Annotated in this window: 11 protein-coding genes; 10 read left to right on the forward strand and 1 reads right to left on the reverse strand. The window is 34.4% G+C overall.

The genetic code is table 11. From position 1 onward, the window contains the following. The first annotated feature begins 8 nt into the window (after nt 1–8). From FLP15_RS03930 to FLP15_RS03975, 10 genes are all read left to right on the forward strand, one after another. Nucleotides 9–1,139, forward strand: coding sequence for a glycosyltransferase family 4 protein (locus tag FLP15_RS03930; RefSeq protein ID WP_142766079.1), 1,131 nt, complete (start codon nt 9–11; stop codon nt 1,137–1,139). Nucleotides 1,140–1,160: 21 nt separating this feature from the next. Then, nucleotides 1,161–1,982 (forward strand): LicD family protein, encoded by an 822-nt coding sequence (locus FLP15_RS03935; RefSeq protein ID WP_342588753.1) that lies wholly within the window; start codon nt 1,161–1,163, stop codon nt 1,980–1,982. Next, complete coding sequence (locus FLP15_RS03940) at nt 1,979–2,683, forward strand: IspD/TarI family cytidylyltransferase (protein ID WP_142766081.1); 705 nt, start codon at nt 1,979–1,981, stop codon at nt 2,681–2,683. The genes FLP15_RS03935 and FLP15_RS03940 overlap by 4 nt, the downstream gene beginning before the upstream one ends. Then, on the forward strand, nt 2,680–3,735 hold the full coding sequence (locus tag FLP15_RS03945) for an NAD-dependent epimerase/dehydratase family protein (RefSeq protein WP_142766082.1): 1,056 nt from the start codon (nt 2,680–2,682) through the stop codon (nt 3,733–3,735). The genes FLP15_RS03940 and FLP15_RS03945 overlap by 4 nt, the downstream gene beginning before the upstream one ends. Next, nucleotides 3,732–4,688 (forward strand): glycosyltransferase, encoded by a 957-nt coding sequence (locus tag FLP15_RS03950; RefSeq protein WP_142766083.1) that lies wholly within the window; start codon nt 3,732–3,734, stop codon nt 4,686–4,688. The genes FLP15_RS03945 and FLP15_RS03950 overlap by 4 nt, the downstream gene beginning before the upstream one ends. Nucleotides 4,689–4,705: 17 nt before the next feature. Further along, nucleotides 4,706–5,527: a LicD family protein gene (locus FLP15_RS03955; protein ID WP_142766084.1), complete on the forward strand. Its 822-nt coding sequence runs from the start codon at nt 4,706–4,708 to the stop codon at nt 5,525–5,527. Between the two features lie 60 nt (nt 5,528–5,587). Continuing rightward, the gene (locus FLP15_RS03960) at nt 5,588–7,006 is read left to right on the forward strand and encodes an oligosaccharide flippase family protein (protein WP_142766085.1); all 1,419 of its coding nucleotides are present in this window, start codon (nt 5,588–5,590) and stop codon (nt 7,004–7,006) included. Nucleotides 7,007–7,401: 395 nt separating this feature from the next. Then, a complete protein-coding gene (locus FLP15_RS03965; protein WP_142766086.1) occupies nt 7,402–8,637 on the forward strand; it encodes a hypothetical protein in 1,236 nt (411 codons plus the stop codon). A gap of 26 nt (nt 8,638–8,663) precedes the next feature. Continuing rightward, complete coding sequence (locus FLP15_RS03970) at nt 8,664–9,077, forward strand: hypothetical protein (protein ID WP_142766087.1); 414 nt, start codon at nt 8,664–8,666, stop codon at nt 9,075–9,077. 8 nt (nt 9,078–9,085) lie between these two features. Then, nucleotides 9,086–10,480 carry a DUF2142 domain-containing protein gene (locus FLP15_RS03975; protein ID WP_142766088.1) on the forward strand — a complete coding sequence of 465 codons (1,395 nt, stop codon included), beginning with the start codon at nt 9,086–9,088 and terminating at the stop codon, nt 10,478–10,480. Nucleotides 10,481–10,600: 120 nt separating this feature from the next. Here FLP15_RS03975 and FLP15_RS03980 read toward each other — a convergent pair whose 3' ends face one another. Continuing rightward, nucleotides 10,601–12,466, reverse strand: a complete 1,866-nt coding sequence (locus FLP15_RS03980; RefSeq protein WP_142766089.1) for a GH25 family lysozyme — start codon at nt 12,464–12,466, stop codon at nt 10,601–10,603. Nucleotides 12,467–12,628: the final 162 nt, after the last annotated feature.

The following is a 12,628-nucleotide window of genomic DNA, read 5'->3' on the forward strand; positions in this document are numbered from 1 at the left end:
GAAGAGTTATGAGAAAAACAATAGCTATTTTTAGTGGTTTTTATCTCCCTTTTTTGGGAGGGATTGAGCGTTATACATATAATATTGTTCAGAAATTTATGGATAAGGGATATAACGTTATCGTTGTGACAACGCAGCATGACTTTAAACTACCTAGTATTGAAGTTTCGGAGCATTTGAAAATTTATAGAATGCCAATTAAAAATTTATGGAGAAAGCGCTATCCATTTTTTTTTAAAAACAAAAAATATCATGAAATGCTGAATGCAATAAAAAAGGAAACAATTGACTATTATATCGTGAATACACGTTTTCAACTTCCGGCATTGTTGGGAGCAAGACTTGCAAAAGAGGCTAATAAAAAAGCATTAGTTATTGAACATGGTACGACATACCTCACTCTGAACAATCCTGTTTTGGACAGAGTTTTACATAAAATAGAACGCATCCTTGTTAATAAAGTAAAAAAGAATACAGATATTTTTTATGGAGTTTCAAACGAAGCAGCTATGTGGCTAGAGACTTTTGGAATAGAAGCCAGAGGAGTTCTTTACAATGCAGTTGAAAAAGAAGATTTCGAAAAATATTCTTACTTGATACCTTCTAAAAAAATAACCATTTCATATTCAGGAAGATTACAGGCAAAATTTAAGGGTGTAGAGATGTTGCTTTCTGCGTTTGTTAAACTATCCAAAGAATATAACAATTTAGAATTAGTAATAGCAGGAGATGGTCCGATCTATCAAGAAATGGTCCGCAAATATACTCAGAAGAACATCAAGTTTTTAGGACATGTTTCTCATGAACAAGTGATGAAGCTAAACAACCAATCTGATATTTTTGTGTTAATGTCAAAAATTGAGGGCTTTTCTACCTCCATGCTTGAAGCAGGGATGATGAAAAATGTCATTATAACGACAAATGTTGGAGGAGCACACGAACTACTTCTAGATGATTCATATGGCTTTGTGATTGAAAATTCCGAAGAGGTATTGATTGAAACAATAAAAAAATTGATTTCTAATCCAGAATCTATGAAAGAAATTCAAGAAAAAGTCGCGGCGAGGGTATTGAAAAGATTCACTTGGGAGCGCACTGTTGAAGAATTTGAGAAAGCTTTCGTTGATTTGGAGAGATAGCAGGAAAAAATTGTGAAAAAGATGACGAACGAAGAAGTTAAAGGGTTACAGCTTGAAATGGTCGAGTATATTGACAAGATATGTGCTAAAGAGTCAATTCAATACTCCCTTGCAGGAGGTACACTGTTAGGGGCTATACGACATAGTGGTTACATTCCTTGGGATGATGATGTAGATTTAATGTTACGCAGAGATGCATATGAAAAATTTATATCAGTTTTAATAAATAATCTTCCAGAAAATTATTCGTTGTTACATTATAAAACTGGAGAGTGCTATTTACCTTGCGCAAAATTATATGATAATCGAACATTCTTTAAAAGTAAACTGGACAATCTGCACAAAGGTACAGGGGTTTTTATTGACATTTTTCCAATAGATAACCTACCTAAGCAAGAGGAAGAGAGAAAAAGATTTAAACATGAAGTGAGAGAAGAAGCTTTTAACTTAGCCTCCTCTAATCCTCATGGTTTAGCATATGCAAGCGCCTCAAACTTTAAATATTTTATGGGGAAATTCATCTTGTGGTTGCCTAAACATTTGAAAAATAAAGGCAAAAGTTCAACAATTGCAAGTGTTTTAGATAAATTAATGCAGAGATATAATGGCAAAGAAGAAACTTATTCAGGATATGTATATTCCGGTTATAAGAATGAATTTTTTGAGAAAGAAATCATGGATGAGTATGAAGATGTTGTTTTTGAAAGACTAACTCTAAAAAAAATAAAAAAACATGATATTTACCTTGAACAACTTTATGGAAATTATATGCAACTTCCTCCAAAAAATAAGCGGGTAAATCATTCATACTATCATTGGTATTGGAAAGAAGGAAAAAAATGAAAATCGCATTATTGACAGCAGGTGGAGTAGGAAGCAGAATGAAACAAGAGGTTCCTAAACAGTTCATTCATGTAAATGATAAGCCAATTATCGTTTATTCGTTAGACGCATTTCAAAAACATCCTGAAATTGATGCTATAGTTGTTGCTTGCCTTGATGGTTGGGAAAATGTACTGATGGCATATGCCCGACAATACAACATCACTAAATTGAAACATATTGTACCAGCAGGTCAGTCAGGGCAAGAATCTATTAGAAATGGATTGTTGGAATTAGAAAAATATTATGATAAGAATGATATTGTTTTAGTCCATGATGGTGTAAGACCTATGCTATCTCAAGATGTCATTTCAGATTGTATAGTTGTAACGGAAAAGTATGGATGTGGAATTGCTTCTATTCCAACAGTTGAAGCAGTGTTGTATAGTGATGATGCCCACGCCTCTAGAGAGTTTTACGATCGTACGAAATTACAGAGAACGCAAACTCCACATGGTTTTGCATTAGGGCAATTGTTGGATATGCATCGTGAAGCGGCAGAAAAAGGAATTACTGACACAGTTGCATCGTGTACTTTGGCTATTGAATTAGGGCGAGAGGTGTATTTTTCAATGGGTTCAGAAAAGAATCTGAAAGTAACAACTATGGATGATTTAGACATATTCAAAGCTTTGCTTTTGGCTGAGGAAATCAAACAATGAGTTTTTATAACAATAAATTTTATCAAAAAGATTTGGAACGAGCTGTTGATAACATTGTAGATGTTCAAAAGCTTTTTGGAAAAAAAATACTAGTTACTGGAGCAACGGGATTGATTGGTTCCGCTTTGGTAGATAGTTTATTAAAAATTAATGAGAGTGAAAATGCAAATATACAAATCTATGCATTAGGTCGCAATAAGGAAAAATTAGAAGAGAGATTTTCTGAAAACATAGAGGATATAAACTTTATTATTCAAGATATAAATGAAATCCTAAAAATAGAAGTAAAAGCAGACATCGTTATTCATGCTGCATCCAATGCAAATCCTCAAACTTATTCAACAGATCCTATAGGAACAATTAAAGGAAATGTTCAAGCTACTTTAAATTTACTGGATTATTGTTCCAAAAATGGTATTGATCAATTTATTTACATTTCATCTGGAGAGGTGTATGGACAATTAACTTCTGCAGATGTACCGTTTACAGAAGAAATGTCAGGATATATTGATTCACTATCTGTCCGATCTTGCTATATCCTATCAAAAAAAATGGCAGAGAATGTTTGTGTTTCTTATAGTTATGAGTATGGTCTTAAGACAAAAATTGTTCGTTTATCTCATGTATTTGGTGCTAACTATACATCAAAAGACAATCGGGTAAGTGCTCTATTTTTTATGGATGCTCTGGCAGGAAAAGATATTGTTTTACGTAGTTTAGGAAACCATCTGAGATCTTACGTGTATGTCACGGATGCCGTATCAGGTATTTTTACAGTGGCTACGTCTGGTGAAAACGCAACTGCTTATAATGTGACACATACAGCGAATGAAATTACTTTAGCAGAGTTTGCTAAAGCTATAGCTAAAGAAGCAGGGATACAAGTCAGATTTGACATAGAAGAAGAAGTGAATTTAGCAAGTGCTACACCAATCTCTTTTGCGGTGTTAAGTGATAAAAAACTTCGAAAGAAAGCCTGGGTTCCTAAGGTCACTATTGAAGAAGGAATTCATACAATTTTTAATATTTTAAGAGAAGAAAGTCAAAAATGAAAACAGCAGTTTTAATGGCAAGCTATAACGGAGAAAAATTTATCACAGAACAGTTAGACTCTATACGAAAGCAAAGCCGAAAGCCTGATTTTGTAATTATTCGAGATGATTGTTCATCTGATAATACAGTAGAGCTGATAGAAAAATATATCTCTCAGTATGAGCTTGATGGTTGGACGATTACTCGCAATAAAACAAATGTTGGTTGGCGCGCTAATTTTAGACAGTTGTTATTGGATAGTATTGCCTTAGACGCTGAAATTATTTTCTTTTCGGACCAAGATGATGTATGGAAAGAAGACAAAAATGCTCAGCAACTTAACGTTATGGAACGACACCCTGACATTGAAGTTTTAAGTGGTGATTTAGAGTTTATAAAGTTAGATGAAAAAGCAACAATACCTAACTTATACGTATTTCCTGATAAGGAAGAAATCCTTTCAAAATACCCTATTCATAAAAATTATCAGGGAGGTTTTAGACAGGGAATGACTTTGGCGATACGTAAAAGTTTGATTATTGATGTTATGCAGTATTGGAAAGAAGAGTATAAACCTACTCATGATATGGTTTTTCAGGGAATTGCAAGTTTGTTAGGAACGGGCTATAATTTAAATGAAGTTGTTGCAACACAAAAACGCCATAGTAGTAATGCTAGTGGAAAACCAATCGTTTCTTTGAATGACTCCAAAGAAGTTCATGTACAAGATTTGTATGAAAAAAGAGTAGGTTACCATGATATTGCTTATCATGTGCTGGAAAAGAGGAATTCTCAGCTTGTTAAAGAGCAGAAAGACTACTTGGACTGGGCAAAACGACGCTATGAAGCAGCAAAAACCAATCACTTTTGGAATGTGTTGAAAATTATTATTTTAGACAGAAAATATTATATACATTATACAGGACAGCTTCGAGACTTGTATTTTGCTTTTAAAAAATCTAATAAGGTCTAGTATGAGGGAGAGTCATCGTGAGAAAACTAACTAATGAGGAAATCTGGCAGTGTGAGTTAGAAATGCTAAAATATATAGACGAAATATGTCAGTCTAATCAAATAGAGTATTCTCTAGCAGGAGGAACATTGTTAGGTGCTATAAGGCATAAAGGTTTTATTCCTTGGGACGACGATGTTGATCTTATTCTTACTCGGCATAACTATGAAAAGCTCATGAAAGTATTGATGGAGGAAAACGAACCTAGATTTAGCTTGTTATACTATAAAAAAGTTCCAACGTTTATCAGTTTTACGAGATTAATTCATGGTAAAACGACATCAGTAAGTAAGCATAATGAGTCAAATATATTAAAAGGGGTTTGGGTTGATATATTTCCTATAGATACATTACCAGATGACAAAGGGGAGAGAAAACTTCAGCAAGATAAAGTCAAAAATATTGGGAAACGATTGAGAGCTTCCATAAAAGGAGGCTTCAAATATGCCAGCTTTCCAACGTTATCGGGATTTTTAGCAAAAATTATTATATTTTTGCCTTGGCATATAAGATACTATGGTAAGAGCAGAGAGCTTTGTGAAAAAATTGATTATGTTATGCAAGAGTATAATGACCAAGATGCTAAAGAAAAAGGGTTTATTGATAGTATATATTTTGAAAAAGAGCACTTTCCTAAAGAAATTTTTGAAAAGTACGAGGATGTAGAATTTGAAAATCTTGTAGTGCGTAAAATTTCTAATCATGATATTTATTTAAAACAACTCTATGGAGAATATATGAAATTACCAGAAGAAAAGGATCGGGTAAGTCACGAAATTTATGAATGGTATTGGAAATAGTGTACGTATATGACTGATTATTTTGAAAAAGCCAAATGAAAAAGGATGTTTCTTAAAAATATGAAAACTTTAAAGAATTATTTTTTAAATTCATCATATCAACTGTTAGTAATAATTATTCCCGTTATTACAATTCCATACATTTCTCGAGTATTGGGTAAAACTGGTATTGGTATTAATACTTTTACTTATACTGTAGTACAATACTTTATATTAATTGGTAGTCTAGGGATAGCACTTTATGGGAATAGAGAAATAGCGTATCATCAAAAAGATAAAAGTACAAGAAGCCAGGTTTTTTGGGAAATAGTATTTTTGCGTTTTTGCTCCATGGGATTAGCTATACTAGCTTTTATTATTTTTTTGTTTTTTGTTGGTGGAGATATCAAAATCTATCTTTTGCAAAGTATTGCATTGTTGGCTGCTGTGTTTGACATTTCTTGGTACTTTATGGGAATGGAAAACTTTCAAAGGACAGTCATACGTAATTTTTTAGTGCAGATGATATCGTTGTTTTCGATTTTTACATTTGTTCATACAAGTGAGGATTTATGGATTTACATTTTAATTGTTACGGGTTCAACATTTCTTGGTAATATTTCTTTGTGGTTATATCTTCCTAGTGAGGTTTTTAGACCCCGTCTATCTTATTTTAAAAATATAAATAACCACTTTATGGCAACGCTTGCACTTTTTTTTCCACAGATTGCAGTATCAATTTATCTACTTTTGAATAAATTGATGTTAGGTATACTAGATTCAACCAATGCGGCGGGTTTTTTTGCTCAATCGGACTCAATTATTCGTATCTCTTTTACGATTGTTACATCACTCAGTACGGTCATGATGCCGAAAATTTCTGCTTTGTTTATCGAAAATGATATTAAAGGAATTCATAAGCAACTCAAACTTTCTATAACGATAATGCTTGGTTTGGCATTTCCACTTGCCTTTGGTATTTTGGCTGTTTCTCAAAAATTTGCTCCATGGTTTTTTGGTAGTCAATTTGCGGAAGTAGGAATTTTGATGGCTTTGGAATCACCAATTATCATATTTTTATCAATGGGAAGTTTATTTGGAACTCAATATTTAATACCAACTAAACGAACAAAAATATTAAGTTTTTCATATATTTATGGGGCTATTATTAATCTTGTAGCAAATTTTATTGCGATTCCTTTATATGGGGCAAAAGGAGCGATTACAGTGGCTGTGCTAACTGAAGGAATTGTTACTATTTATCAAATGTATCATGTTAGAAAAGAATTTGACTATAGAAATATGTTTCAAGGAACTTGGAAATATTTGGTTTCTGCAATGATAATGTGTGTAATAGTTTATGGAATAATCCAGTCAGTTAGGCTTAATATTATTACTCTAACTGGTATTGTGGTGGTAGGAATTCTAATCTATTCATTTGGAAATATTATTTTAAAATCAAGACTCTACGAAGAGGTCAAGGCATTTCGAAAAAAATAACAACTGAGATACCGGGGGCAATGGTTAATTTCGAAAATGTTGTGTATTATCAATAGAGTGCAAAGCATAGCTTGGCACTCTATACGATGTAATCGCCGAAAGAGCGTAAAGAAAATACTCAGAAAATCAAAAGTAAATAAGATGAAATTTGATAATCTAAAGATATATCTTTCTCAGTAAGGCAGAAAAATATCTATACGAATAGTTAAAAAAGTATAAAAGGCTCTCATATAAGGAGTGTTTGATTAGCTAAAATGGATTAGAAAAATCTTTTGAGATGATAGTTATTGATTTTCTATTACTCTAAAAATAGAAGTTGTTTGACTATAAAAGTATAGATTAACTGAATAGAGTAGTAAAAGTATAAAATAAAAGTAAAGAAGAAAAAGAGAAACATGAGAAAAAAGCAAAGAACATTAAAGTTAGTAATTTTAAGTGTTGTATTACTTATTCTGTTGGGTATAAAAGAAAATAAATTTAAAGCAGAATCACTTTCTCGTGTTTCAATCCAACTCAAAGCTACTAACAATGGTGTGCCTCTTAATAATGCGGTTTATAGTGCGTATAATCTAGATAATGCTTACCAAAGGATTATTAATGGAGATATAACAGAAGAAGATACGGCTACTGCTAATTGGAAGAGTTTGCAACGTCAAATACAACCTGATGATTCTAAAGTAAATCCGCAAGTGATAAAATTTGCGGATGGTTTGTCAATTGGAGCAGGAATTAAAAATAGCACAGCAAATGCTCAAGCTGTGATGGCCGATATTCTTCGTGAAGGTGGACTGCCCGTTTTGGAAAATCTCAATGGAGGTGCAGATAATAACCTCTTTCATCAAGGTGAAAGAGGGAGAATGAGTAACTATTTCACTGATAAATCAGGTGAGGCAGTAGCGACAGTTCCAATGGGATTGACGGCGATTATATCTGGGAATGGCAATTTCCAAAAACTTGTTACAATCTCTCAAGATAATCAAGTGGTAAAGGTAGACTCAGCGAATATTGATGATCGATTGTCATTATCACTGGAGACGAATAACAGAGTTGAAAAGACAAACTTTGGAAGATATGTGGCGGAGTCTGGTCCGAATATTCCGCTGGTCTATGATTTGAAGATTTCCAAAAATTTTAATATTTTTGGGAGTATCATAAATTTAAATTCTACAGTGAATCTTGTTATTATGTCAGTAACGGCTCCTTCAGATGTTGAAGGAATTGAAATTACTTCTATGGATACTAATGGTGATATTGCTGGAGGTATCATGCAGCAAATAAAAATCCCGCATTTAACACATGATATTACACTTAAAATAAAAGCTTATATTATGGCTACTTCTACAAAAGATATTCCAAGCAAAGGCTCTGGTTTATCCGTTAGCGGTATAGATACACTCGGTAATAATGTGGTTGCCCAATCTCCTACTTTATTGCTTACTGGGGCTAATTTTGTGATGATAAATTCTGAAACCAATGAATTAGTAAATGGAGAAAAATATATTTTAGGAAAAAAACAGGGAGCAGGTTATCAGATATATTCAGAGCAAAAAGGCTGGCTTGAGGTGAAACAAGTGGATGCTGTGACCATATCTCACGGAACACCACTTCAAGGGGGAATCAGTACTTTATAGGAGACGAAGCAACCATTCCAATTCCAATGACGACTACTCGTTTTAATTTTAATGCGACAAACAATAATGAGATTAATCAGTCTTTGATTCAGATTGTAGGGCTTTTACCTGGAGATAATTATTTCCTTTATCCTGTAAAAACTCAGGAAGAAAGTGGTGATAATCCAAATATGACAGATTTTTCTGTTTTTGCTAAATTAAGTGTAGGTCCCAATGGAGCAGTTATTATAAATAATTCTTTGGGAAAAGTGAGGACTCAAGATTTTTCATTTAACTCAACTATTCCAGATTTTCAATCAGGAATAAATGAATACAACGTTTTACCGGTAGATGGAAGTCAGGTAACACAAATAAATGTTAAAAAACAAATCATACTTCCCATTACCCTGGTTGTTTTCGTTATGGTTGTGATTGCTGTGGTGCTGATTCGGTTTGTGTAGGAGAGGTTATGAAAAGATCAAAAAGAACTGAAAATATTATTGACAAAAATATTCATAAAATATATCTTATACTTGCCTTATTGATAGGGATGACTCTTTCTATTGCTATGCCTCTTTTTAATGAGCCTGATGGTCAATACCACTATACAGCAGCGACTAATATAGCTGGTCTGTCTAATGATTTGTCGGCATATGGAGAAATTGAAATTACAAGTGGAATTGATCAGCAAATCCCTCACTATCAAAATGGAAACTTTTTTAAAACTTATTTTAAAAACAAGATAAAACGAATGCCAATGAAAGAACTCCCACGCTTGAATTATATACCAAGTAAGAGTGGGTTTAACTACTGGTCACATATTACACCTGCTATTGGAGTGTGGATAGGTCATCTGATTTATCCATCAATGGGAGTGATGGTTGTTGTTGGACGTCTTTTCAGCACTTTTATCAGTGTTTTATCCATGTTTTTTATTATCAGATGGGTCAAAGCTGGAAAACTTTTATTTTTTGCAGTATCTCTTAGCCCTGTCATTGCAAATAGTTTTTCGAGCTTATCTTATGATGCTACTACTTTTGTAATAACTGCATTTTCTATTGCACTAGCTATCAATATTACCTTTAAACAAAAAGTAGAGATAAAAGATTTTATATTGTTCACATTATCAGCTGTAATGTTATGGTTTGGCGCAAAAACAAATATGAAAATATTGATTATACTTGTGCCTTTTATCATGGTCGTAACTTATATCTCTAACATGAGAAGGAAAGAAGGTAGGGAATTAAGTGATGATTTTCAAGAAAATAATAGAAAAAAAAGCTTGAAGGTTATAGGTGTTGCGGTAACTATTGCTTGTTTTATAATAGGATTAGTCGGACTAGCTATTTTCAAGCCTACTCTACTATTTTCGCTTTATAGGATTTTGATTAGTCATCTGATAAATGTAACACCAGGATTGACGGGTAACAGTATTTTTCAGAGTATACTTGCTTCTCCATATCCGCAAATTAATTATACTCCGCTTTGGCTATCTGCCGTGTGGTGCGTACTCATAGTGTTAATAATTTTGACTGAAAAAAAGTATGTGTGGGCACCTATTATATCTTGGTTTGCTTTATTTCTATTTTTGCTGGGGTTTGGTGCTGTGTACTACTCGTTTGTCACTTTTGTAGGTCAAACGGCAATTGTTACCCAGAATAGAGCAGTTGGTGCAGTTGTTGGAGTTCAGGGACGTTACTTTACTCCAACTCTTATTCTATTTTCGCTTTTCATTGGGAATTCGAAATTCAAACTTAAATTAATTCCATATCAATTAGTAGTCAATTTTGCTATTGTGACCATTATTGTATCCAATGCTTTGTTGTTGTTTGGAACTTTATTTGGTATTTATTATTTATCATAATGAAAAAACCAAATATACTTTTTGTTTTTAATAAAATTTATGTAATCTAGTATGTTATTATATTATGAAAGTAGATAAAAAACTCATGAATTTTAGTTCATGAGTTTTTTTATTCTGAAATTAAGGTGCGGGATTAGCTTTAGGAACAATCTTTATCTCCAAAGCCTCCATCCGAAGTCCCTTACCTACTGTTCCGGCGGTTGCCCCATTAGATACCCACGCTTGCCAACCGATACTTTGAACATGAGCACGGTAATAAATATTGAAATAGTTTGAGAGTCCACCTGTAAGTTTTAACTCTATGGCTTCATCTCTCAGGCTTTGTCCTGTCGTTCCAGAAATACTATTGTTAGATACCCATGCTTGCCAACCGACATTTTGAGATTGACTACGATAGGTTATTCCACCTGTTAGTCCTGAAGCAATATTTTGAAGTTCTACCTTCAAGGCTTCCATCCTAAGTGACTTCCCTGTTGTTCCTGATAAAGCGCCATTTACGACTGGAGCTTGCCAGCCAATATTTTGAACATGAGCGCTATAGCTTACTGTTGGAAGAGTCAAATAAGGGAAAGTGACAGAACCGTTAGACGGTGCGGCGCTTCCTTTGGCAACGAGTTGGACTTGCACCGCTTCTATGCGGTAAGCCATTCCAGAAGTTCCTGCAGTCTGCCCGTTTTTTGTCCACCCTAGCCAGCCAATATTTTGGACATAGGTGCGATAATAAACATCATATTGATTGGCGATAGCTCCAGTTAAATTAATTTGAATTGCTTCCATGCGCAGAGATTTTCCGACAGTTCCTGCAATTGCACCATCGCTAACATAATTTTGCCAACCAATATTTTCGACATAACCACGGTAGCTGAGGCCACCTGTCAGTCCACTCGGGAGATTTAGAAGAGAGGCTTTGAGCGCTTCAACCCTGAGAGAAAGCCCTGTTGTTCCATTGGTTTGACCATTGTAAGTGGGAGAGGTCCAACCATATGTTTGTACTTGAGTTTGATAAGAAATACTTGGGGAAACGCTAGGAGTCGGAGAACTTGGCGTAAAAGTATTGCTGTAATCAATAGAAGTATCAAGGCTATTATTTTTTAGATTGGTTGTACCTTGAAAGCGCATTTGGCTGGTGTATTGCCATGCGCCGAATTTGGAGTTGTTGGTTTTGGCGGTTGCCCAGCCGGAGTTGTTTGTGGGGGTATCATAAAGGTATTGGGCTATCCACATGTTTTTCGCACCGCCTAGTGTGTTGTAGTTCATTTGGACGGTTGCGGTATCTGTGCCTACCCAAGATAGTGAGGAATAAAATTTGGTATTGGCATAGCCTAATGATTTTAGTTCATTTGCGAATTGAGCTGCGGCCGTGGCCCAGTCCATATTGTTTGGGTTGGGGCCGATGATTGTCCCGCTACTGTTTTTATAGGGTTGTTCACAATCCATGACCATTACTGTGTTGGCAGGAAGTCCAAGATTTTTGGCAGTGGTTGCAAAATATTGAGCTTCTTTTATAGCTTGGCTATTTCCTGCACTTTGAGAATTTGCGCCAGTCAAGGTCGCGTAGTGATAGACAGCAACATTTAGACCAGCAGCTTTTGCCCACTGTATATGATCTTTTGCGTAAGGGTTGGTGTAAGTTGTTCCTTCGGTTAACTTAATTACTACAGTTTTCACTCCTGAGGCTTTGAGGCTATTAAAATCTGCTTGGGTTAACCAACTTTGATAACTTGAAATATCTACAACGTCAGGCGAAGGTATCCCAGTGGTTGAGGGTGTAAGGTTAACAGGCGTTTGTACCATAGCTGGAGTAGCTGCAGTGAATGAACGGAGTAAAGGGGATTCTGGTGTGGAAGTGGCTGAGGAGGTAGGTTCAGTCCCACCTGCTGCATAGGTTCCCATTGCAGTATCCGCTTTTGTATATGAGACTACATTAATTATTCCGAGGAGCAAAAGAGCTGTGACGAAGGTTTTAATTTTTATTTTGCATTTCATGGTTATATTGTAACACAAAATAATAAGAGACAAAAATTAGATAAAAGCTGATTGGAATGTCTTTACTTAATGGGATATCATTGTAGTTTTTATATTTCTTAAGAAATGTTGTTTTGTCAGTGCTTACACGTATTTAATAGGTTGAAAAGCTTATGAAATCGT

Origin of the sequence: Lactococcus protaetiae, from assembly GCF_006965445.1 — a bacterium.
GTDB classification, from domain to species: Bacteria; Bacillota; Bacilli; order Lactobacillales; family Streptococcaceae; genus Lactococcus; species Lactococcus protaetiae.

What these genes read in the sequence shown, in the direction of transcription:
- FLP15_RS03930 (WP_142766079.1), top strand. Translation starts at nt 9, where the DNA reads ATGAGAAAAACAATAGCTATTTTTAGTGGTTTTTATCTCCCTTTTTTG.
- FLP15_RS03935 (WP_342588753.1), top strand. Translation starts at nt 1,161, where the DNA reads ATGACGAACGAAGAAGTTAAAGGGTTACAGCTTGAAATGGTCGAGTAT.
- FLP15_RS03940 (WP_142766081.1), top strand. Translation starts at nt 1,979, where the DNA reads ATGAAAATCGCATTATTGACAGCAGGTGGAGTAGGAAGCAGAATGAAA.
- FLP15_RS03945 (WP_142766082.1), top strand. Translation starts at nt 2,680, where the DNA reads ATGAGTTTTTATAACAATAAATTTTATCAAAAAGATTTGGAACGAGCT.
- FLP15_RS03950 (WP_142766083.1), top strand. Translation starts at nt 3,732, where the DNA reads ATGAAAACAGCAGTTTTAATGGCAAGCTATAACGGAGAAAAATTTATC.
- FLP15_RS03960 (WP_142766085.1), top strand. Translation starts at nt 5,588, where the DNA reads ATGAAAACTTTAAAGAATTATTTTTTAAATTCATCATATCAACTGTTA.
- FLP15_RS03965 (WP_142766086.1), top strand. Translation starts at nt 7,402, where the DNA reads ATGAGAAAAAAGCAAAGAACATTAAAGTTAGTAATTTTAAGTGTTGTA.
- FLP15_RS03970 (WP_142766087.1), top strand. Translation starts at nt 8,664, where the DNA reads ATGACGACTACTCGTTTTAATTTTAATGCGACAAACAATAATGAGATT.
- FLP15_RS03975 (WP_142766088.1), top strand. Translation starts at nt 9,086, where the DNA reads ATGAAAAGATCAAAAAGAACTGAAAATATTATTGACAAAAATATTCAT.
- FLP15_RS03980 (WP_142766089.1), bottom strand. Translation starts at nt 12,466, where the DNA reads ATGAAATGCAAAATAAAAATTAAAACCTTCGTCACAGCTCTTTTGCTC.